Genomic DNA, 22,505 nt, shown 5'->3' on the forward strand with positions numbered 1-22,505 from the left:
AAAACACTGTTCGAACGTACAGTATCATAATTTCTTTAAATCGCGCAGCCCTTCGTGTCAAAAGAGAAAGGGCGCCACGGTGTGACGCCCTTTGTTTGTCAGATTAGCTTTTTTCCACTCCGTGGCTGGAGCAGGGGTTAGAGGATCTGATTCTCTTGCCACTCTTTAAGCTTCTTATCCCGAGCTTGCTGCTTTTCCTGCCGGGCTTTTTTACGGTCACAGGGTTCAGGGCAGTCACAGGCTTTTTCAATACCCAGTGCCCCCAGGCCACCGCAACTACCGGCTATGGACTTGCGTTGCAATATGTAACCAATACCCATGGCCACTACCATGACCAGAAAGAAACCAAACGCAAGAATAAATGTGGACATTACATCCCCCTCAGTTATGAACATCAACGATGTTTTCAAACTCTGAAGAGGCAAACTCTTCAAAGCCATCATCTGTTTTACGAATTAAAAACACAGCCAGATTTTGTTCTCTGGCAATGGACTTCGCCGATTCCCAGCCCATCACGTTGAACGCGGTAGCCAGACCGTCGGCAGTCATCGAAGACGGGTGCACAACCGTTACCGACACCAGATTGTGCCTGAGCGGCCTGCCGGTGCGCGGATCGATAAGGTGCGAGTAGCGCACGCCATCGTCTTCATAGTAGTTACGGTAATCCCCTGACGTGGCAATCGCGTTCTCTCCTATTGAGACAACTTTTTGTACCGCACGTTCCGTGGTCACCGGTTTCTCAATGGCAATAAGCCACTCATCGCCATTACCACGGTGTCCTTTCACCCGCATTTCACCGCCAATCTCAATGAGGTAGTTTTCTATGTTGTAACGTTCCAGCATCTCTGCAATTTGATCAACCCCATAGCCCTTAGCAATGGTAGACAAATCTACATAGACCATGGGATGTGACTTTTGCAGTCCATTGTCAGTCACAGACAATTTATCTAGGCCAACGTAGTCCCGTACTTCCTCTATATCGGCGTCTGACGGGATCTTTTCCGGTCGTTTGGTTGGGCCAAAGCCCCACAGGTTGACCAGCGGTCCGACCGTTACATCCAGTACACCCTGACTTAGCTTACCCAGTCGAATGGCCTCCTCGACGACAACCAGGGTCTCGTCCGACACCGCAAATGAATCGGTATAGCGATACTGGTTGAACCGGGACAACTCTGACGTCGTGTCATAGGTCGACATTAACTTGTTGATTTCGGCCAGACGCTTATCTACTTTTTTCTGAAGTCCCTCATCTGTCAGGTCTTCTTGTGCCACATACTTTATATTGTACGTGGTGCCCATGGTGTCACCATAAAGGTGTACCACCGGGGATTCTTTGTCGCTGCATCCGGCTGCGACAAACATGACACACAGGCCAATTAACAATAGTCGGCGAACAATATGACTCATCTCATTCCTCTCGGGTACAAAAAAAGGGGGCCTTGGCCCCCTTCCTATTATATCTGCTATAGATTAACCACCAAAGTCATCCAGCATGATATTTTCATCTTCAACACCCAAATCCTTGAGCATATTGATGACGGCGGCGTTCATCATAGGTGGACCACACATATAGAACTCGCAATCCTCCGGTGCCGGATGATCCTTCAGGTAGTTCTCAAGCAACACGGTGTGGATAAAGCCGGTGTCGCCTTCCCAGTTGTCCTCAGGCTGAGGATCTGAGAGAGCAACGTGCCAGTCAAAATTATCATTTTCTTTTGCCAGTTCGTCAAAATCTTCTGTGTAGAACATTTCGCGCAGTGAGCGAGCCCCGTACCAGAACGTAATTTTACGATCCGTTTTGATGCGGCGAAGCTGGTCAAAAATGTGCGAACGCATTGGCGCCATACCAGCACCACCACCGACGAATACCATCTCAGCATCCGTTTCTTTGGCATAGAATTCACCAAACGGACCGGAAATCGTTGCCTTGTCGCCTTCCTTAAGGCTCCAGATGTACGAGGACATCTTACCCGCTGGCAGGCTCAGGTTATTTGGTGGCGGCGTAGCGATACGCACGTTCAGCATGATAATGCCTTCTTCTTCCGGGTAATTTGCCATGGAATACGCACGAATGACCTCTTCATCGACTTTAGACTCGATGTCGAAGAAACCGAAACGTTCCCAGTCAGCACGATACTCTTCCGGAATATCAAAGTCTTTATACTTCACATGGTGCGGTGGTGCCTCGATCTGAATATAACCACCAGCACGGAATGGTACGCTTTCACCATTAGGGATTTTAAGCTTAAGCTCTTTGATAAACGTAGCCTGGCTATCATTAGAAATGACTTCGCAGTCCCACTTCTTAATACCAAAGACTTCTTCTGGTAGCTCAATCTCCATATCCTGCTTGACCGCAACCTGACAGGACAGACGACATCCTTCCCGCGCTTCGCGCTTAGTGATGTGATCAAGCTCGGTAGGCAGAATTTCACCACCACCTGATTTAATATCTACACGACACTGACCACAAGAGCCACCGCCACCACAGGCCGACGATACAAAAATGCCGGCGTCAGCCAGCGCGCCCAGCAGTTTTCCGCCCGGTGAGGCAGTGATTGCCTTATCCGGATCATCGTTAATCATGATTTCAACATCACCACTCGGTACCAGCTTTGACTTGGCAAACATGATGATGAATACCAGCGCCAGTACAATGGCAATGAACATGCCGACGCCAAGAAATATCTCAATTTGATTCATATAATTGCTCCCAAGCGTTGGTTAAAGCTGAATACCAGTGAATGACTGGAAGCCCAGCGCCATCAGACCCGCAATCATAAAGACCGAGCCCAAACCACGCACGCCATCCGGCATGTCGGCATACTTAAGCTTCTCTCGCACGGCGGCCAGCAGTACAATCGCAATCGCCCAGCCAACACCGCTTCCAACACCATAGACGATACTTTCGCCAAAGTTGTATTCACGCTGAACCGCGAATGCAACACCACCGAAAATGGCACAGTTAACTGTGATCAGCGGCAGAAAGATACCTAACGCGTTGTAAAGCGCCGGGAAGAACTTATCCAGACTCATTTCAAGGATCTGTACCAATGCGGCAATGACCCCGATAAACGTCAGGAAGTTCAGGAAGCTCAGGTCAGCATCCGGGAAGCCGGCCCATGCCAGCGCACCAGGCGCCAGAATATTTACATAAATAACCTGGTTAACCGGCACCGAAATACCCAGTACGACGATAACCGCCACACCCAGGCCCATGGCGGTTTTTACTTTCTTAGATACCGCCAGAAACGTACACATACCCAAAAACAGGGACAGTGCCATGTTCTCAATAAAGATTGAGCGAACAAACAGTGACAAATAATGCTCCACGACACTTACTCCTTAGGCTCAACTTGTTCAGGGCGAATAGTACGGATGAACCACACCATACCGCCAATCAGGAAGAATGAGCTGAATGGCAGGATCAGCAGGCCGTTGCCCTGATACCAGCCACCGTTTTGCACCAGTGGCAGAATTTCGAAACCAAGAATAGTTCCAAAGCCAAACAGTTCTTTAATGGTACCGATAACGATCAGAATGAACGAATATCCCAGGCCGTTGCCGATGCCGTCCAGCAGACTCATCAGAGGTGGGCTCTTCATTGCGTACGCTTCGGCACGTCCCATTACGATACAGTTGGTGATAATCAGACCAACGAATACCGACAGTTGTTTTGAGACCTCGTAGGAGTAGGCCTTAAGTATTTGGTCAACCACGATTACCAGTGAGGCAATAATGGTCATCTGGATGATAATCCGAACGCTTGACGGAATCTGATTGCGAATCAGTGAGATAAACAGATTCGAGAACGAGACCACGCTGGTCAGCGCCAGTGACATTACCAGTGCTGTTTCCAGCTTGGTGGTAATTGCCAGTGCAGAACAAATACCCAGAACCTGCAGGGCAATAGGGTTGTTGTCCAGTATTGGCCCAAACAGGGCCTTTTTCATTTCTTTAGTGTCAGCCATGAAACTCCCCTTATGAACGCCATGCTTGTTTCTTCAGGAACTCGCCAAAGCCCTGTTCGCCGGTCCAGTAACGGATGGTGTTTTCCACACCGTTACTGGTCAGCGTTGCACCAGAGAGTGCATCAACAGAGTGCGGGTTACTTGGTTTTGCATTCTTCTTCACGCGGATAGCCACTTCGCCATCTTCGTAAAGTTTCTTGCCGTCCCATTTGTCCTGCCACGCAGGGTTCTGAACTTCACCGCCCAGTCCTGGTGTTTCCGCCTGATCGTAGTAAATCAGCTCACGAATAGTTTGTCCGTCATTGTCTACTGCCAGGAACCCGTACATCAGGTCCCATAGGCCGCTGCCGTGCACCGGTAGAATCACGCGTGATACTTCGCCCGCATCATCTCGTACCATCCACACGCTAGCCACGTTCGGACGACGCTGAAAGCCAACGTTACTGTTCGTAACCTTGGTGCTCATGTCAGTTTTCTTAGCCGCCTTGTACATGTCGTAATCGCTGCCTGGTGCTTCGGTGAATTCACCGGATTCCAGGTCAACAAAGCGCTGTTCCACACGCTCTGCGTAGACAGATTCAATGTTGTCAGCACTCATGCCCTGCTCGTACAGGCCAGCAGCCGTCAGGATGTTAGATTTTTTGTCCAGTGATGCATTGGTTTGCTGAATACTACGCAAGCCTACAGCTGCACCCGATACAACAACAGAACAGACCAAACAAACTGCAACCACGATGCCGATTGTTTTTCCTAGAGATTCTTTCTTAGCCGACACGTGCTACCCTCCGCTTGATATTGCTTTGTGCGACGAAATAGTCGAACAGTGGTGCCCACAGGTTGCAGAACAGAATGGCCAGCATGATCCCTTCAGGGAAGGCCGGGTTAACCACACGGATAAGCACGGTCATCATGCCGATAGAGAATCCGTAAGCCCACTTTCCTGTATCTGTAAACGATGCTGATACCGGATCGGTTGCCATAAAGAACATACCGAAGGCCAGACCGCCGACAACAAAGTGCCAGTGCGCTGGCATGGCAAACATGTAATTGGTATCACTGCCCACTAAATTAAGCAGCGTTGCAAAAGCAGCAACACCCAGCGCAACACCGGCGACAATACGCCAGCTGGCAATACGCATGTACATGATAAACAGACCGCCAATCATAATCGCAAGGGTAGATACCTCTCCGGCAGAACCTGCGATGGTGCCCAGGAAGCTGTTCATCCACTGGTCCATATTGGAGAAATCCAGGTTGCCAGAGGCCGCCTGACTCAGTGAAGTTGCACCCGAATAGCCATCTGCAGCGACCCACACCTGATCACCGGTGATCTGGGCTGGATAGGCAAAATACAAAAACGCACGACCCGACAGTGCCGGGTTCAGGAAGTTACGGCCCGTACCGCCAAATACTTCTTTTGCAATAACGACACCAAACGTAATCCCTAACGCCACTTGCCATAAAGGAATGGTCGCGGGCAAGGTTAATGCAAACAGCACCGAGGTAACGAAGAAGCCTTCGTTCACTTCGTGCTTACGCACCGATGCAAACAAAACTTCCCAGAAGCCGCCGACGATAAAGGTCACGGCATAAATAGGCAGCCAGAAACATGCACCATAAAACATCATGCCTAACCAGCCAGCGTCAGTCAGATCGCCGCCAAGTGCGGTGAACAGGCTCGCCTGCCAGGCATCCGGCAATGTGCCAGAACCCGCTGCCAGTGCTTCACTGGCCTGCAGGCCAATGTTGTACATACCCATGAACATCGCCGGGAATGTTGCCATCCAGACCATGATCATGATGCGTTTTAAGTCGATGCTATCACGCACGTGCGTGCTGGCTTTGTTGACTTTACCCGGTGTATAAAAAATGGTTGCCGCAGCTTCATACAGCGCGTACCACTTTTCGTGTTTACCACCTGGTTCAAAATTAGGTTCGATTTTCTCTAAATACGCTTTTAAACCCATGACTTAACCCTCTTTCTCAATCGTGGTCAAACAGTCGCGCAGAATCGGACCATAGTTGTATTTGCCAGGGCACACGTAGGTACACAATGCCAAATCTTCCTCATCCAACTCGAGGCAACCCAACGCCTGAGCACTGTCAGTATCGCCGGAGATCAAATCACGCAACAGCAGCGTGGGAATGACATCCAGGGGCATAACGCGTTCATAATTACCAATGGGCACCATCGAGCGCTCAGAGCCATTGGTTGTTGTTGTCATATCGAATTTTTTGCCGCCACTTAAATGACCCAGGTAGGCACGGGTCACCGAGTGCTTGTCTGAGCCGGGTGTAATCCAGCCGAACAGCTTTTTCTCACGGCCTTCTTTAATCAGTGAGACCTGTGTATGGAAGCGACCAAGGAAACCATGGACGCCCTGTGCTGTAGTGCCATTCAGCACCGAGCCAGAGACAACACGCACTTCGTCGCCTTCGATCTCGCCTTCGGTCAGCTCAGTCACATCGCCGCCCAGCAGCGTTCTGACCAGACGTGGATCTTTGGCAGCAGGACCGCTTAGTGCTACTACACGACGGTTATCCAGCTCACCACTGGTCAGCAAGGCTCCGATGGCCATCACGTCCTGATAGTTGACGTGCCATACGGTCTTTTTCAGTCCTACGGGATCAAGGTGATGGATGTGAGTGCCTGGCAAACCGGCCGGATGCGGACCACCAAACTCTTCCACATCAACGGCTGCGTCACCAGTTGGAATGGACGCACCCTGTGCTTTACACACGAAGACCTTGCCTTCGCTCAAAGCAGTCAAGGCTTTCAATCCGTTAACAAAGTCTTCTTCGCGCTCACCAACAATAACTGTAGGGTCAGCCGCCAGCGGATTGGTATCCATCGCTGTTACGAAAATGGAATGCGGTGCAGAGTCCAGAGCTGGCGCTTTGCTAAACGGACGCGTACGCAGCGCTGTCCACATGCCCGAATCAACCAGGATTGACTGCAGCTTTTCGCGGTCCGTGTTCGCCAGATCCTTCGCAGCAATTTTGTCAAATTCGACGGCGTCATCGCCTTCGATTTTAATCACCACTGACTGAAGGACACGTTTTGCACCACGGTTCACTTCTACCACCTCACCCGCGGCCGGTGCAGTAAATTTAACGCCTGCATTCTTTTTGTCTTCAAAAAGAAGCTGACCTTTTTTTACTTTGTCACCAACCTGAATGTGCATGGTAGGACGCATACCCACATATTCTTCTCCCAGAATGGCAACGCGCGTCACAGCAGAACCGTCAGAGATTTGCTGTGAAGGCGCCCCCTCAATTGGGAGGTCGAGACCTTTCTTGATTTTTATCATATGTAATCGCACTACTCTAATAGAAATACTCTTTTGCATGACGTAGGCAGCGTTGCCTGTCAGCATGCAAAAGCGTACTCAGAACAGGGTAAACCATGTTACTGATTGTTATTACAACTTACTTTTTACTCACTGATCGCTTTGCGTAAAAACGACGTGACAGATGGCGTTCCGTTTGCTGCGGAATCACGGGACGACGAATGGCAAGCAACTGATATTATTGGGTTTTTAGAGGTCTGGCCGCCATAGCCGTCGCGACGGTATATACAACACCCTCACTTAACTTCGGGATTTTAGCATTAACCACCAGCCTTGCGCCACGTTAATCACAGATAAACCTCAATTTTTCTACAAAACTTAATCTTATAATCTGCGATACGCGGTTCCGCTTTTTGTCAATTCCTGTATGCACCCGCCCGGCTAATCATGTGCTCCTTGAGCAGACACGAAAAAGCCGTCGAAAAGACGGCTTAATCACCTGCATATCGCACCGGATTACCAGCTTACCTGCGGGTCAACATCTTCGTCATAGTCGACATTGTCGATATCAAAACCGAACAGTTTCAAAAACTCATGGTGGTAACCGGCATAATCGCTCAGTTCATGGAAGTTTTCCTGGCTGACGTCATCCCACAGCGCTTTAATTTTTGCCTGAGTCTCGTCATTGGTTTCTTTACCGTCCATACGGAAGCGGTTCGCTTCATCAAGGACCGGCGTATCACCATACAGACAGGTAGAGAACAGTCCACGGATCTGCTCTATACAGCCTTCGTGAGTGCCCTCATCTTTCATGACCTGATACAACAGTGAGATGTACAGCGGCATTACCGGGATAGCAGAGCTTGCCTGTGTTACCAGTGCTTTTAGCGAACTGACATGGGCATCGATCATCAGATCACTGTGTTTGCCGATAATCGCTGCCGCCGCGCGATCCAGGTCTTCTTTGGCTTTACCAATGGTCGCCTGCCCGTAAATGGGCCAGGTCAGTTCTTTACCAATATAGGTATAGGCCGTGGTCTGAGCATTTTCAGCCAGCACACCGGCCTCTGCCAGGGCATCCAGCCACATTTCCCAGTCTTCACCGCCCATGACCTTAATGGTGTTTAAAATTTCTTCGTCGCTGGCCGGCTCCAGCGTCACATCGTGAACCAGATCCTTGTCGGTATCATAGGTTTTGGTGGTATAGGTTTCACCCACTGGTTTCAGTGTGGATTTGTAGGTTTCACCGGAATTGGGGTCCGTACGGCGTGGCGAGGCCAGGCTATACACCACCAGATCGACCTTGCCCAGATCCTGTTTAATTTTTTCGATAACCTCACGTTTCATTTCATGAGAAAACGCGTCGCCATTGAGCGTCTCAGCATAGAGGTCATTGTTGCGCGCCTGCGTATGAAAGGCGGCCGTATTATACCAGCCTGCGGTACCGGTTTTGCGCTCAGTTGGCGCTTTTTCAAAACACACGCCGAGGGTGTTGGCGCCGTAACCAAATGCTGAGGTAATACGCGATGCCAGGCCGTACCCGGTTGAGCAACCTATCACCAAGACATTTTTAGGGCCTTCGCCACTGACGCCCGCATTCCGAATGTAGTCAATTTGCTGTTTGACCGCTTCCGCACAGCCCTTGGGGTGCGCGTTTGTGCAGATAAAGCCTCTGACTTTCGGCTTGATAACCATAGATTTCTGTCCTTTTATGAATGTGCGGCTATTGTATGCAAGCCAGAGCGGATAACAACTCTGAGCAGCTTAACTGTCCCGGTGCCGTGAGTCGGCATTACTTGTCCCGGTTGTTGTAATACGCCTTTTCTGACAGGGCATGATACTGCGCAACATCACGATAAAAACTCTGATATGCCTTATAAATTCGCGCAAAGTCAGCATCGTTGGCGGCCTGCTTTTCCATTACCCGCGTGGTTGCTGCTCTGAGCGCGCGGATCACATCATCTGGCAATGGTCGAACTTGTACCCCATGCTCTTCAATCAGCGTTTGCATAGCATTATTGTTACGCGCCGTGTACTCATCGAGCATATCCTGGTTAACGGCTCGGGTTGCTGTCTCAACAATTGCCTGTAAGTCATCAGGTAATGCGTTGAAGGCATCTTTATTCACAATAAATTCCAGCGCTGTGCCTGGCTCATGCCAGCCGGAATGATAATAATAGTCTGCCGCGCGGTGAAGACCAAAGGCCAGATCATTATAAGGACCCACCCATTCGGTGGCATCAATGGCACCGGTTTGCAGTGCCACAAAAATCTCGCCGCCCGTTAGTGTCACCGGTACACCACCGACCTCTTTGAAGACTTCCCCGCCAAGCCCTGGGATCCGCATCTTCAGGCCTCTGAAGTCCTCCAGACTGGTGATCTCGTCTTTAAACCAGCCCGCCATCTGAACACCACTATTGCCGCCGGCAAAGGGGATAACGTTAAAGGGCGCGTAAAGTTCGCGCCACAATTCCATGCCACCGCCATACTGAAGCCAGGCATTCATCTCAATAGCATTCATGCCAAACGGGATAGCAGAAAATATCGGCGCAGCCGGTATTTTGCCTTTCCAGTAATAGGCCCCGGCATGTCCCATTTGCGCCGTGCCCTGTGAAACCGTATCGAAGACTTCGAATCCGGGAACCAGCTCACCGGCACCATACACTGTTACTTTCAGTCGCCCTGCAGACATTTTTTCAACGACGTCAGCAAAGGTTTCAGGCCCCCTGCCGAGCCCCGGGAAATTCTTTGGCCAGGCCGTTACCATTTTCCACTCGAAGGTTTGTTGTGTCGTTTGCTCGGCGCCTTGCTGCGGTGCGCTATTCTCAGAGCAAGCGGCTGTCAGCGCAGAAAGCAGCACCAGCAAGGTCACACGTACAGGGTTGTTCATATTATTTATTCCCTAGTCATAAAGGTAGTTGGGCAGCCAGGTGGCCAGTTCCGGCCAGATGGCAAGGGCAACCAGCATTACTAACTGTAAGCCAATAAATGGCATGACGCCGCGATAAATGTGTGAGGTTTTCACCGATGGCGGCGCAACTCCGCGCAGGTAGAAAAGCGCGAAGCCAAATGGCGGGGTCAGAAAGGAAGTCTGCAGATTTACGGCCAGCATGATGCCCAGCCAGACAGGATCAACATCCATCATCAGCAGCACCGGTGCCACAATGGGCACCACGACAAAGGTAATTTCAATAAAATCCAGAATAAAGCCCAGCACAAAGACCAACAGCATGACAATTAACATGGCACTGAACACGCCGCCGGGCAGTGATGTGAGGAAATCCTGTACCAGACGTTCTCCGCCAAATCCGCGAAAAACTAAAGAAAAAATCGACGCACCAATCAGGATAAGAAACACCATGGCCGTGACCGTCGTGGTTTCCATCATCGTCTGCTTAAGAGTAGTTAGCGATAACTTACGCTGCAAACCAGCTTATACAAGGGCACCAGTCGCACCGACGCCTGCGGCTTCAGTAGGCGTGGCAAAGCCGGTCAGAATCGAGCCCAGCACCAGCACAATAAGCAGCAGCGGTGGCACCAGCGCAGCCAGCAACTTTCCTGTGCCTGCCTGCATAGATTCAGCCTCTGGCACAGACGCGTCATCAGCTTTACGCAATGCAAACAGCACGTACAGCGTGTACAGCACCACCAGCGCCAGGCCGGGTACGATAGCTCCCACAAACAAATCGCCGACAGACACCGATTCGGGTGAGAAGATCCCCATCGACAGCTGCGCCTTCTGATAGGCACTGGACAATACATCGCCAAGCAGTACCAGTGCGATGGATGGCGGTATAATCTGACCAAGCGTGCCGGTCGCGCATATTGTACCGGTCGCAACAGATGGCGGGTAGCCGCGCTTTAGCATCACCGGTAACGACAGCAGGCCCATGGTGACCACGGTCGCCCCCACAATGCCGGTACTGGCAGCCAGCAGCATCCCCACCAGCACCACAGAGACACCCAGCCCGGCGTGAAAGCGTCCTATCAGTGCTGCCATGGCGTTTAGTAACTCTTCGGCAACTTTGCTTTTCTCAAGCACCATGCCCATAAAAATAAACAACGGAACGGCAATCAGTGTCTGATTCGTCAGGATCCCGTACAACCGGTTTGGCAGTGCACTTAAGTAGGACGTATCAAAGGTGCCGGTAAGCGCGCCTAGCCCTGCAAAGATAAGTGACGTCCCCGCCAGCGTGAAAGCAACCGGGAACCCCAGTAACAAAATGCCGCAAATACAGATAAACAGGACTATGGCCATCCATTCCATAATCAGTGTGCCCGCTTAATCATCAGTGTGTAACGCACGATATCTGCCAGCCCCTGCAGCATCAGCATGGCCGCGGTGACAGGAAGCAATGTCTTAAGCACAAACACCAGCGGCAGTCCCCCGGCTTCAATGGAAGACTCCATCAGGCGCCAGCTTGCAGTGACATACGGCAGGCTATATAAGAAAATAACGCTGCAGGTTGGCAGCATAAGCACCAACGTTCCCAGTAGATTGACTTTGGCCTGGGAGACAGGGGACAGTCGCCGGTAAAACACATCAACCCGCACGTGGCCGTCACTGCGCAGTGTATACGCCGCAGCCAGCATAAAAACCGCGCTGTGCAAATACATTACCGATTCCTGCAGGGCAATCCAGCCCACATTAAACCCATAGCGAAGCACCACCACGGCAAACGTGATCAGCACCATGGCAAGGGTTGCTACACTCACCCACTGGCAAATCCGGCGGTTGATAGTGTCTGTGACCCGGCAAAAAGCTGGGAGAGAGGCTGGTTCGGTATTATCTGGCGACTGCCGCGTCATGTGTTAACAGGCTGCTTACATTTTTTATGTAGCGTAATGATTTTCCTGGTGAATTGCCAACCAAAAAATAGCAGGGGTTCAAATGCGACTATCGCTGCTCAGAGCTGTTGACTTATTTCATGATGCAGGAGGCCCGTGTGGCTTCGGCTGTGCAGACAATTAAGGGGTGGAACAAATCGGGTGAGCGCGGCAGGCATTGCCGCCGCGCTGCTACGTACTTCTTATGACAATACGTCAAGTAACTCAATATCAAATACCAGAGTGCTGTAAGGCGGAATCGCCGCGCCTGCACCCTGCTCGCCGTAGGCCAGATGATGCGGCACATACAGCTTCCATTTAGCGCCTTCCTTCATCGACTGCAATGCCTCAGTCCAGCCTTTAATCACGCCGCCAACCGGGAATTCTGCCGGTTGCCCGCGTTCATAGGAGCTGTCAAACAGCTTGCCGTCGATAAACGTGCCATGATAGTGAGTACGCACTGTACTTTCAGCCGTGGGTGATGCGCCCTCGCCTTCGGCGATTACTTCGTACTGCAGGCCTGATTCTGTCACGGTGACTTCATCCCGCTCAGCGTTCTCTTTTAGGAATTTCTCGCCTTCTTCAATGATCGCTTTAGACTGCTCTTCTTTTGCAGCCTGCATGCGGCCGTGAATTTCACCGAAGGCATTGCGCATGGTGTTATTGTCCACTTGCTGCTCCTGACCGGTGAATGCATCTTCCAGCCCTTTCATTACCGCATTGATGTCCATACCGTCAAATGGGTTACTCTTTAACTGTTCGCCCATTTGATAACCAATGCCGTAGCTGGCCTGCGTTTCCACTGTATCGAATGAATCTGCCACAAATACTCCTGAAATTTTATTACATTTTCAGACTATTTTTTAACCAGTCAGTACCAAGCTAAAACCATAGTCTGGCGATAACACGATAGTTTACCACAGCAATGCTGGCCTTGCCTGGCGTTATTTTGAACACAGAGTGAACCGGATCTATTGCTGTAAGTTATAACTCAAAGTAGTTAGACAATAACGCTGCTTCGCAGTAAGGTGAATAGCCTGAAAGCAGGAGGATGCCATGCAATCACATTATGATACAGAGCTGAAAGATACGGTTCGTTATCTTGGGAAAGTGCTGGGTGAAACCATTAAAAACCAGCTCGGTCAGGACTGGCTTGACCGCATAGAATCAATCCGAAAAGACGGACGTTCGTCTTATCAGGGTGACGCTGACTGCAGCGACAAACTGAAAGAAACTTTCAAAGACATGAGTGATAACGAGCTGCTCACTGTCGGCCGCGCTTTTGCGCAGTTTCTTAATCTTGGTAATATTGCGGAGCAGGAATATAACAGTGCGCTGAATGTTGATGCGCCGCTGGATGATCTGTTTGCTCATCTGGAAAAAGCAGAGCTAGAAAAAGGCAATATTGAGAAAGCCGTCAGCAAACTCAATATTGACCTGGTACTGACCGCTCACCCTACCGAGGTAACACGCCGCACGCTTATTCATAAGCATAAAGAACTGGCCCGCTGCCTGCAGTCTATCCACCAGGAAACACTGAACGACAGCGAGCGTACCCGGGTGGAAACCCGTATTGCCGATCTTATCAGCCAGGCCTGGCATACCGAGGAAATCCGTTCAGTACGTCCTACGCCGGTAGACGAGGCACGCTGGGGTTTTTCAGTCATTGAGAATTCACTGTGGGAAGCCGTTCCTGAATTTCTGCGCGAAATGGATGATCGTTTGCAGGCAGATTATGGTGTGTCGCTGCCGCTTGACGCGGCGCCGGTCAGCTTCAGCTCCTGGATGGGCGGCGACCGCGACGGTAACCCGAATGTGACCTCAGACATTACCCGTCAGGTACTGCTGCTGGCACGCAAACGCGCGGCCAAGCTGTTTGCGATGGACTTAGACCGTCTGCAGGTTGAACTGTCGATGTACGACTGCAACGACGCCCTGCGCGCGGAGGTGGGCGAAGACGCTAACGAACCGTACCGCGCCATTTTACGGCCGTTGCTACGCCGCTTTATCAAAACCCGCGACGGCATTGGTGAATACCTGGCAGGGGGGTCACCAGACCAGCGCGACTGGGTAACCAGCAACGAGGAACTGCTTGATACGCTGCTACTGTGCTACCAGTCATTGTGTGACTGCGGCATGCAGGTGGTGGCTGACGGTATGTTGCTCGATACTATCCGCCGTGCACGCTGCTTTGGTGTTCATCTGCTGCGCCTGGATATCCGTCAGGATTCCGAGCGTCACGCGCAGGTCTTCAGTGAAATTACCCGCTACCTTGGGCTGGGCGATTACGCACAATGGAGCGAAGCCGACAAACAGGCCTTCCTGCTGCGCGAGTTAAACTCGAAGCGTCCGCTGTTCCCTGAAAAGTGGGATGCCTCAGACGATGTTCGCGAAGTTCTGGATACCTGCCGGGTTATCGCTGATAACAGTGAAACAGGTTTTGGCATATACATTATTTCGATGGCCAGTGAAGCCTCGGACGTGATGGCCGTGCAACTGCTGCTGCGCGAAAGTGGTGTCGACTGGCCGATGCCAGTTGCCCCGCTGTTTGAGACGCTGGATGATTTAAATAATTCACCGGATGTCATGCGCAAACTGCTGTCCATCGACTGGTACCGCGGCTACGTGAATGGCCAGCAATACGTGATGATTGGTTATTCCGACTCAGCCAAAGATGCTGGTGCCCTGGCCGCGGGCTGGGCGCAGTATGAGTCGCAGGAAGCGCTGGTCGCGCTGGCGGAAGAATTCAATGTACGCCTGACCCTGTTCCACGGACGTGGCGGCACCATTGGTCGAGGCGGCCTGCCCGCGCACGCAGCCATTCATTCGCAACCGCCTGGTTCACTGGACGGCGGTTTCAGGGTGACCGAGCAGGGCGAAACCATCCGTTATAAATTCGGCATGCCCAAGCTGGCCAAACGCAGCTTAGGGATTTACGCCAGTGCCATTATTGAAGCCATGTTGTTCCCGCCACCGGCGCCAAAACAGGAATGGCGCGATTTAATATCCAAAATGGCGGCCCAGGGCCGGGATAACTATCGTGCCACCGTACGTAAAGATGAAGACTTTGTGCCTTACTTCCGCGTGGCCACGCCAGAACAGGAACTGGGTAAGCTACCGCTGGGCAGTCGCCCGGCCAAGCGTAAGCCCACCGGCGGCATTGAAAGCCTGCGGGCCATTCCGTGGATATTCGCCTGGGCGCAGACCCGCCTGGTATTACCATCCTGGCTAGGTGTCATGCGCGCCATCGATAAAGTGAAAAGTGAAAGCGACGAGAAAGTGGTCAGTGAAATGTTCGCTGAGTGGCCTTTCTACCGTTCGCGTCTGTCGATGCTGGACATGGTGTTCCATAAGGCCGATCCGCGCATCAGCGAAGCCTATGACGCGCGTCTGGTACCGGACGACCTTAAGCACTTTGGTGAAGCCTTACGTGATGAGTTAAAACAAAGCATCTCGTCACTGCTTGAGCTGACTAAGCATAAGGAAATCATGGAAGACGACCTGCAGGGCCGTGAATCTATGGAAATTCGTGCCGCCTACCTGCAGCCGCTGCACTATCTGCAAATTGAGCTGCTCGACCGCGTACGAAAAGCCGGTGACGATGCGCAAAATACCGCACTTGAGCAGGCCATGATGGTCACCATTGCGGGCATTGCGATTGGTATGCGTAATACCGGTTAAACCCAGCCTGCAACGCCCAATAAAAAAGCCGCTGTCATTTCAGCGGCTTTTTTTTGCCAAAGATGCGGTGACGGCGTTCCGGTAGTGCAAACCCTACGGGGCTGTTGAGGGGGTTGCGGCTTACGCCGCAAAGACGGTAGCTAATTTTTCTACGAAGAATCGTCATACCGGCGCAGGCCGGTACCTCCATCTGACAACCGTGGCATTGCATTGGCTGTAGGAGGTTGGCGGCTTGCGCCGCAAAGACGTTTCTGCGTGGTGACTGTATTTAGATAGCCCGCCACCGCTTACGATGCGGTGGCGGAGCCCCCATGGATGGGTTTACGGCGTGGCTGCGTTTATGTCGCCATTGCGGCGCGCACTACAGCCCGTCGCAATTAGCCGTGGACGAAGTCAACGCCCATTTTGATATCGCCGCGCAGACCTTCCAGCATATCCTGCTTAGCTTTCGTTTCGAAATCGCTTAGTTCGCCGTAAGACAGTATTTCGTCTACCCCATTGGCGCTCAGGCGCACTGGGTGAGCAAAGAATGCGGCGTCATCGCTGTCGTCGGTTTGTACATACGTGTACTCAACCACGTTCTCGCCCTGCATCGCAGCAATCAGTGACAGACAGAAGCGCGCGGCCGCCTGACCCATAGACAACGTGGCAGAGCCACCACCGGCTTTCGCTTCAACCACTTCGGTACCTGCGTTCTGAATGCGGTGTGTCAGGCTTTCCACTTCATCATCCGTCAGTGAAACACCTTCAATTTGCGACAGCAGCGGCAGGATGGTAGTACCTGAGTGACCACCAATTACTGGCACATGCAGCGCAGCAGGATCTAAGCCTTTCAGCTCAGCAACAAACGTTTCAGCACGGATCACGTCCAGCGTGGTTACACCGAACAGCTTGTTTTTGTCATACACGCCTTTTTCTTTCAGCGTTTCTGCTGCGATAGCCACAGTGGTATTTACCGGATTGGTAATAATACCAATGCAGGCGTTTGGACAATGCTCTGCACACCCTTCTACCAGCGCTTTCACAATGCCAGCGTTGGTATTGAACAGGTCAGAACGGTCCATACCCGGCTTACGAGGAACACCCGCGGGGATTAGCACGATGTCTGCACCGTCCAGCGCATCGCCCAGATCCTCTTTACCGTGACCGGTTACTTTTACATCAGTGGGGATGTGGCTTAAGTCAACAGCAACACCGGGAACAACCGGCGCCACGTCGTACAGCGCCAGAGCAGAACCCGCTGGCATTTGTGTTTTTAACAGCAAAGACAACGCCTGACCAATACCACCGGCAGCACCTAACACGGCTACTTTCATACCATTTCTCCTATGGAATAACATAAGTGATTAGAGCCTGTTTATCTTTGCGCACCGATTATGCAGAAAACGACACTGCCCTCATCTGCAATTGCCTGCCAGTTTTATGGCCGGCGGCATGTCCGCTAAACAAAGATAAACAGGCTCGGGGCCGTAACAGTAAAGCAACGGCTGACAAAACTCAATCACCGGATGGTCGTAGTCGGGCGATTAAGGCCCGAACCAACGTGATATTCAACATCATGAATGGTTATGCAATTAAATTGAACAACGTGCACCTCTCGGGCACAATATTGTGACCCTCCAATAACAGCAAGAATACATGGCGAACGTAAAGCAAGAACAACTCATCAAAGCCTTCAAGGAAATTCTCAAAGCAGAAAGTTACGGCTCGCAGGGCGATATTGTTACCGCGCTTAAAGAACAGGGTTTCGATAATATCAGCCAGTCGAAAGTCTCACGCATGCTTAGCAAGTATGGTGCGGTACGCACCCGCAACGCACGGGGTGACATGGTTTACTGCCTGCCACCGGAGCTGGGTATGCCAACCGCCAAAAGCCCGCTCAAACAACTGGTTCTGGACGTGGTACACAATAACGTGATGGTGATCATTCGTACCAGCCCGGGCGCGGCACAATTAATTGCCCGGCTTCTCGACTCGCTAAGCAAAAAAGACGGCGTGGCCGGCACCATTGCCGGTGACGATACGATTTTTATCGCCCCTGCCGATGTCACTGAAATCGAGGCGGTCCGCCAGCGGGTTGAAGATCTGTTTGACAGCGTCTGACACGGCTTTTTTACTCATATAAAAAAACCCGCCGAAGCGGGTTTTTTCTTATTTATCGTGGTATTACTTAAAAGCGGTACTCGATACCCACACGAATTTCGTACAGTGACGCATCACCTACCCGTGACTCTGCACGATCACCGGGGCCTACGGTATTCGGGAAGTCAACCTGCTCCAGAATACCCCAGTCGTCATTGATAAGGTTAGTCAGGTTATCCACTACGAAGAACGCACTGGCACTGTGGCCTTCAGCAAAACCCGGCAGTTCTTGCGAAATACGCAAGTCCAGCTTACCCCACCATGAGCCATAGTGTTCGTTTCTCTCTGCACCCGGCTCCATGATGTTCTCAACATAGTCAAGGTAAGGGTCAAAGACGTAAGGCTCAGAGCCTGTTCCGTCAAATGCATAGCTGTACGGCTGACCTTCACTTAGCGCGCCAAACAGTGAGAAGCGTGTTGCATACTCTGCAAAGAAGTTTGTTTCGTAGTTCAGCGTAGCGGTAAAGCGATGACGGATATTGTAGTTGGACGTAGACGATACCTGTTCCTGCGGATCAAAGAACGCACGGTTGGTATAGTTCGAAATTGCAACTGAGCTGGTCATCGGCTGCACATCTTCCGCATCGCTATAGGCATAACCAGCAGTGAAGTCCACACCGTTGTCGTACTGTTTAGCGACACCAAAGGACAGCATATACGACGTACTGTCTGTGTCAGAGTTGGTCAGCACGAAGCTTGGCTCACGCACGCTGTCATACTGTGGGTAGCCCTCATCTGTTGTACCAATCTGCTCAAGGTCACCACGCAGAATAATCGCCTGGTCCTGAAGGCGGCTAACCAGTAAATCTGCCGTAAACAGGTAGTTATCCGGGAAGATATGGGTTACGCCCAACGACAGTTTCCACTCTGACGGGATATCAAAGTTTGGATCCAGGTAATTGATTTCAAAGTTGTCACCAACACCGCTGGCAACGGCATCGTAAAGTTCTTTTGGCACACCATAGCCTGGCCCATTCGGTACACCGTCTTCCAGCCCCTCATACACTACATCGTCATCAAACAATGAGCGGGAACCATCGGTGTAGCCAAACGAACGGCCGCGCTGACCAAACTGCAGCACGTTGTTGGCAGAGAAACTGTTGGACAACCAGACATTCGGATTACCACCAGAGTAGAGACCCACACCACCGCGCAGCGTGGTGTCATCGGTCAGGCTGTAGGTCAGTCCCAGACGCGGCTGAATAAGGCCTTCTCCATCCAGCGTGGCCGTGTTAGAGAAGCCATAGTCTGCAACAAAATCCGGATTTTCCGCCGGCTCGTCACTGCTGGTATACCAGTCGTAACGCAGACCCACCATAAAGGTGAAATCGTCGTAGTCGAAGTCATCCTGCACATAGACAGTATTTAAGGCGTAGCCCCAGTCAGCGGCGGCATCTTCAGGGTTTTGCGACGGCGCATTATTGTAGTAAATCGAATCAGCAAAACCGTTGCGGAAGTTTTCTATGCCATCAAAACGAATTTCTGTTTCAGAGTGCTGAACAAACAGGTTGTACACGTCCAGTGCTTCGCGCTCGTAACCAAAGGTCAGCTCATGGCCGTTGTCCATGTAATAGAAACCACGCAGCGACACATTAAACAGATCATACCCCAGGACATTTGACTGACGGCTGTCATCGCCGCCCAGGTATACGTCAACATCATCGGTTTCAACCCGGATTTCACCGAAGTCCGTGCCCCCTACCGAGTTCTGGCGGTTTTGCAAATCAAGGTAGCCAATGCGCACTTCCGTAGTAAATTTATCCGTCCAGTCTGAATAAAGCACACCGACCCATGATTCAAGCTCGGCGCCACGCTCATACAGGTGGTTCTGGAATTCAAATTCATCGTTATCGCCGTCGGACTCTGTGAAGTTATTCCCGTCATTATAGTTGTAGGTTAATGACATACGGTGCTGGGTGTTGATGTTCCAGTCCAGTTTCACCAGCAGCTTTTCATCTTCATTGTCGAGACTGCTTGGGATTTGACCCGGATCATACTGATACAGGTTGTTTGCAATGCTGACGATCTCATCAAGCTCGGCCTGGGTGATGTTAATCTCATCGACGGCACCCGAGCCGATAGGCCCACGGTCAAACAGGTTCGCGCCTTCCAGTTTTTCATAAGCGGCGAAGAAGAACAGCTTGTCTTCAATCAGCGGGCCGCCTACCGTAAAGCCCATACGCTTTTCAGAATATTCACCCAGATTGACATCTTCACCCTCAAGCGAGTCACCACGGAAGCTGTCGCTGGTGTAATCATAAAATGCGCTACCATGAAATTCATTGGTACCAGACTTGGTTACCGCATTGATATTACAGGCGGTAAAGCCACCATACATGACGTCAAACGGCGCCAGCTCAACGGCAACCTGTTCAATTGCATCAAACGGAAACGGCATACGCTCAGTCGGATAGCCGTTCTCGTTCAGGCCAAACGAGTCGTTAACCCGAACACCATCCAGCGTAAAACTGTTAAAACGCGGGCTCTTACCGGCACAGCGAATCGAGTTTTGATCGCCGGCGGACTCATCCACATAAACCCGTGGGTCAAGACGAATGATGTCAGTAATATTTCGGTTAATCGCCGGGGCATTTTGCAACTCTGCAGCGCCAAAGTTGGCTGACGGACCACGTTCATTAAACGCCATACCACTTAAGGCGCGACCTGTGACGACGATGTTCTCTACATCCTGTTCTGCCTGCAGTGCCAGGTCCACTGTGTAGGGTTCGCCCAGTGTCAGATAGACTTCTTCGACGATGGTGTCTTCGAACCGGTCAGAATCGATAATAATCTGGTAAGGACCGCCCACGCGAAGGCCGCTCAGTGAGAACTGGCCACTTTGGCCAACGGTAGTCTCACGCACGGTACCCGAAGGTACGTGAAGGATAGTAATTTTGGCACCGGCGTCTGCCGCTCCCTGAGGACCGGTAATATTACCACGAATGCCGGAAGACGTTTCCTGCGCCACCGCGGTCGTTGCCACGCCAACAGAAAGCGCGACAGCCAGCGCGACGCGGCTGAGTTTAGCAATAGAGTTCATGAGTGTTTCCTTTGTTCCAAATTGGCCCTGCAGAGCGACGGCTTGACTGACCTGCCGGGGATCGGGTCGTACTTTATGACAGCTATATGACAGATTTATGACTTGTTGTTTTTCTGTCATCTTAACACTAGCAGGTTAATAATAAATTGTGACCACTGTGTGACAATTGGCTGTTATTTCATTGGAATGAATACAAAAATGTATGGTCCGCCTCGTTATTGCAATGATTAATTTCGATAACGGGGCTGGTTTTGCGCTAATGTATTCGGAGTCTGATTAGGCGCTTTCGCAACCCGCTCCACGATGAGATCCGCGCTGGATTATCCTCAAAAAACCGAAAGCTTCTGTGAGCTGTTTTTTGTGTCAGGTTTTAATCCAGTGGTTCTACCGTTTTCGTCATCTCTTTTATCATTGCAAACCCGGTGCTAACGCTTTGTCGCTAAATGCTTGTTTTGTTTTCATGACTGCCCATGCTATGCGAGCTAACTTGTTGGCCAATGCGACTGTAGCGACATTGAACGGCTTGGTTGCTCGCAGATTCATTAGCCACTCTCCGTAGATTTTTCCCGTCTTCTCAGGCCTCGACATTACCGCCCTGGCCGCATGGATAAACAAGGTTCGAAGCTCCTTGTTACCTCGCTTACTTATGCCCAGTAATTTGGGCTTACCGCCTGTTGAATATTGCGCAGGCACTAATCCTAACCAAGCTGCCATATTCCTACCGTTCTTAAAGTCCGTTGCACTGCTAATATTGGCAACACAAAGGCTGGCCGTCATATCGCCAATGCCCGGGATCGTCTTCAGCAACTGAGCAACCGGATCACCCTCCACCAATTGCTTAAGCTTTTTGTCCTGTTTCTCAATATTTGCGTTGAGAAGCAGGTAATGCTCGTGCAACTCCACGAGCTCTTGCATTAATAACGGCGGAAGGGGCTGCCGCTGCTGCGCCAGCCAGCTAAACAGTTGTTTCATCACACTATGACCTGTTGGAAGGGCAACGCCAAACTCCAGTAGCAAAGCACCGATGCGAGACATGCAGGCTGTTCGGTCTTTGATATATCCGTGCCTGGTTTTATGAATAGCAGAGATGATTTGTGCCTGCTCTGACTTTACGCTGACGAAGCGCATGTTCGGCCTTGTTGATGCTTCGCATATCGCATCCGCATCAATAAAATCGTTCTTATTACTTTTAACAAACGGCTTTACGTATTGTGGAGGGATAAGCTTGACCTTATGGCCCATCGACTCGCATTGTCTGCCAAGCCAGTGTGCGCCGCCACATGCTTCAAACGCAATTGTGCATGGAGATAACTGATGAAGATAGTGAATTAATGCAGAACGAGAAAACTTCTTACGGATTACCTGATTATCAGAGTAGTCACGGCCTATGACGTGAAACGATGATTTGCCTAAATCAATACCAAGGACTTTAATAGAAGACATGATGGTTCGCCTCTTTGTTTGCCTAACTCTAAGCGTAGAAGCTCAGAGGTGAGGCGGACCATCTAATTAAACCGGCTATCCTGCGATAGCCGGTTTAAGTGTCACGATAGT

General features: G+C 51.1%; 17 protein-coding genes and 1 pseudogene. 2 read left to right on the forward strand and 16 right to left on the reverse strand.

Features of this window, described 5'->3' with window-relative positions:
* Window positions 1-137: 137 nt before the first annotated feature.
* The 13 genes and pseudogenes from nqrM to bamJ all read right to left on the reverse strand — a co-directional run bounded on the left by nqrM (window position 138) and on the right by bamJ (window position 12,912).
* The gene (nqrM, locus tag IE054_RS14055; RefSeq protein ID WP_189407486.1) at window positions 138-371 is read right to left on the reverse strand and encodes a (Na+)-NQR maturation NqrM; all 234 of its coding nucleotides are present in this window, start codon (window positions 369-371) and stop codon (window positions 138-140) included.
* A 10-nt stretch (window positions 372-381) separates the two neighbouring features.
* Window positions 382-1,407, reverse strand: a complete 1,026-nt coding sequence (locus tag IE054_RS14060) for an FAD:protein FMN transferase (RefSeq protein ID WP_189407488.1) — start codon at window positions 1,405-1,407, stop codon at window positions 382-384.
* A gap of 63 nt (window positions 1,408-1,470) precedes the next feature.
* Window positions 1,471-2,703 (reverse strand): NADH:ubiquinone reductase (Na(+)-transporting) subunit F, encoded by a 1,233-nt coding sequence (gene nqrF, locus IE054_RS14065; RefSeq protein ID WP_189407489.1) that lies wholly within the window; start codon window positions 2,701-2,703, stop codon window positions 1,471-1,473.
* 21 nt (window positions 2,704-2,724) lie between these two features.
* Window positions 2,725-3,333, reverse strand: coding sequence for an NADH:ubiquinone reductase (Na(+)-transporting) subunit E (gene nqrE, locus IE054_RS14070; RefSeq protein WP_189407491.1), 609 nt, complete (start codon window positions 3,331-3,333; stop codon window positions 2,725-2,727).
* A 5-nt stretch (window positions 3,334-3,338) separates the two neighbouring features.
* The gene (locus IE054_RS14075) at window positions 3,339-3,971 is read right to left on the reverse strand and encodes an NADH:ubiquinone reductase (Na(+)-transporting) subunit D (protein ID WP_189407492.1); all 633 of its coding nucleotides are present in this window, start codon (window positions 3,969-3,971) and stop codon (window positions 3,339-3,341) included.
* Between the two features lie 10 nt (window positions 3,972-3,981).
* Window positions 3,982-4,746, reverse strand: coding sequence for a Na(+)-translocating NADH-quinone reductase subunit C (locus IE054_RS14080; protein WP_189407495.1), 765 nt, complete (start codon window positions 4,744-4,746; stop codon window positions 3,982-3,984).
* Window positions 4,736-5,938 carry an NADH:ubiquinone reductase (Na(+)-transporting) subunit B gene (locus IE054_RS14085; RefSeq protein WP_189407498.1) on the reverse strand — a complete coding sequence of 401 codons (1,203 nt, stop codon included), beginning with the start codon at window positions 5,936-5,938 and terminating at the stop codon, window positions 4,736-4,738. Before IE054_RS14085 ends, IE054_RS14080 begins: the two co-directional genes overlap by 11 nt.
* 3 nt (window positions 5,939-5,941) lie before the next feature.
* Window positions 5,942-7,282, reverse strand: a complete 1,341-nt coding sequence (locus IE054_RS14090) for a Na(+)-translocating NADH-quinone reductase subunit A (protein WP_189407506.1) — start codon at window positions 7,280-7,282, stop codon at window positions 5,942-5,944.
* A 495-nt stretch (window positions 7,283-7,777) separates the two neighbouring features.
* Window positions 7,778-8,956, reverse strand: a complete 1,179-nt coding sequence (gene fabV, locus IE054_RS14095) for an enoyl-ACP reductase FabV (RefSeq protein WP_189407508.1) — start codon at window positions 8,954-8,956, stop codon at window positions 7,778-7,780.
* Window positions 8,957-9,053: 97 nt separating this feature from the next.
* Window positions 9,054-10,151: a TRAP transporter substrate-binding protein gene (locus IE054_RS14100; RefSeq protein WP_189407510.1), complete on the reverse strand. Its 1,098-nt coding sequence runs from the start codon at window positions 10,149-10,151 to the stop codon at window positions 9,054-9,056.
* Window positions 10,152-10,163: 12 nt separating this feature from the next.
* Window positions 10,164-11,528 (reverse strand): annotated as a pseudogene (locus tag IE054_RS14105) (TRAP transporter large permease).
* 2 nt (window positions 11,529-11,530) lie between these two features.
* The gene (locus tag IE054_RS14110; RefSeq protein WP_189407512.1) at window positions 11,531-12,070 is read right to left on the reverse strand and encodes a TRAP transporter small permease subunit; all 540 of its coding nucleotides are present in this window, start codon (window positions 12,068-12,070) and stop codon (window positions 11,531-11,533) included.
* 221 nt (window positions 12,071-12,291) lie between these two features.
* Complete coding sequence (gene bamJ / locus IE054_RS14115) at window positions 12,292-12,912, reverse strand: BamJ family beta-barrel-assembly machinery protein (RefSeq protein WP_189407514.1); 621 nt, start codon at window positions 12,910-12,912, stop codon at window positions 12,292-12,294.
* A gap of 232 nt (window positions 12,913-13,144) precedes the next feature.
* Here bamJ and ppc point away from each other — a divergent pair, with 232 nt between their 5' ends.
* The gene (gene ppc, locus IE054_RS14120; protein WP_189407516.1) at window positions 13,145-15,769 is read left to right on the forward strand and encodes a phosphoenolpyruvate carboxylase; all 2,625 of its coding nucleotides are present in this window, start codon (window positions 13,145-13,147) and stop codon (window positions 15,767-15,769) included.
* A gap of 377 nt (window positions 15,770-16,146) precedes the next feature.
* On the opposite strand, the gene mdh is transcribed toward ppc, so the two are convergent.
* Entirely contained in the window at window positions 16,147-17,085 is a 939-nt protein-coding gene (gene mdh, locus IE054_RS14125; RefSeq protein WP_189407517.1) for a malate dehydrogenase, read from the reverse strand.
* 322 nt (window positions 17,086-17,407) lie between these two features.
* Here mdh and argR point away from each other — a divergent pair, with 322 nt between their 5' ends.
* Entirely contained in the window at window positions 17,408-17,872 is a 465-nt protein-coding gene (gene argR / locus IE054_RS14130; RefSeq protein ID WP_189407520.1) for a transcriptional regulator ArgR, read from the forward strand.
* A gap of 67 nt (window positions 17,873-17,939) precedes the next feature.
* Here argR and IE054_RS14135 read toward each other — a convergent pair whose 3' ends face one another.
* A complete protein-coding gene (locus IE054_RS14135; RefSeq protein ID WP_189407522.1) occupies window positions 17,940-20,951 on the reverse strand; it encodes a TonB-dependent receptor in 3,012 nt (1,003 codons plus the stop codon).
* 408 nt (window positions 20,952-21,359) lie between these two features.
* Complete coding sequence (locus tag IE054_RS14140) at window positions 21,360-22,394, reverse strand: IS110 family RNA-guided transposase (RefSeq protein WP_189407524.1); 1,035 nt, start codon at window positions 22,392-22,394, stop codon at window positions 21,360-21,362.
* Between the last annotated feature and the right edge of the window lie 111 nt (window positions 22,395-22,505).

Origin of the sequence: Alteromonas halophila (assembly GCF_014651815.1) — a bacterium.
In the GTDB taxonomy this organism is placed as follows: domain Bacteria; phylum Pseudomonadota; class Gammaproteobacteria; order Enterobacterales; family Alteromonadaceae; genus Alteromonas; species Alteromonas halophila.

Excerpts from the sequence above, each read along its gene's own strand:
- nqrM (WP_189407486.1), bottom strand. The coding sequence starts at position 371 with ATGTCCACATTTATTCTTGCGTTTGGTTTCTTTCTGGTCATGGTAGTG.
- IE054_RS14060 (WP_189407488.1), bottom strand. The coding sequence starts at position 1,407 with ATGAGTCATATTGTTCGCCGACTATTGTTAATTGGCCTGTGTGTCATG.
- nqrF (WP_189407489.1), bottom strand. The coding sequence starts at position 2,703 with ATGAATCAAATTGAGATATTTCTTGGCGTCGGCATGTTCATTGCCATT.
- IE054_RS14075 (WP_189407492.1), bottom strand. The coding sequence starts at position 3,971 with ATGGCTGACACTAAAGAAATGAAAAAGGCCCTGTTTGGGCCAATACTG.
- IE054_RS14085 (WP_189407498.1), bottom strand. The coding sequence starts at position 5,938 with ATGGGTTTAAAAGCGTATTTAGAGAAAATCGAACCTAATTTTGAACCA.
- IE054_RS14090 (WP_189407506.1), bottom strand. The coding sequence starts at position 7,282 with ATGATAAAAATCAAGAAAGGTCTCGACCTCCCAATTGAGGGGGCGCCT.
- fabV (WP_189407508.1), bottom strand. The coding sequence starts at position 8,956 with ATGGTTATCAAGCCGAAAGTCAGAGGCTTTATCTGCACAAACGCGCAC.
- IE054_RS14100 (WP_189407510.1), bottom strand. The coding sequence starts at position 10,151 with ATGAACAACCCTGTACGTGTGACCTTGCTGGTGCTGCTTTCTGCGCTG.
- IE054_RS14110 (WP_189407512.1), bottom strand. The coding sequence starts at position 12,070 with ATGACGCGGCAGTCGCCAGATAATACCGAACCAGCCTCTCTCCCAGCT.
- ppc (WP_189407516.1), top strand. The coding sequence starts at position 13,145 with ATGCAATCACATTATGATACAGAGCTGAAAGATACGGTTCGTTATCTT.
- mdh (WP_189407517.1), bottom strand. The coding sequence starts at position 17,085 with ATGAAAGTAGCCGTGTTAGGTGCTGCCGGTGGTATTGGTCAGGCGTTG.
- argR (WP_189407520.1), top strand. The coding sequence starts at position 17,408 with ATGGCGAACGTAAAGCAAGAACAACTCATCAAAGCCTTCAAGGAAATT.
- IE054_RS14135 (WP_189407522.1), bottom strand. The coding sequence starts at position 20,951 with ATGAACTCTATTGCTAAACTCAGCCGCGTCGCGCTGGCTGTCGCGCTT.
- IE054_RS14140 (WP_189407524.1), bottom strand. The coding sequence starts at position 22,394 with ATGTCTTCTATTAAAGTCCTTGGTATTGATTTAGGCAAATCATCGTTT.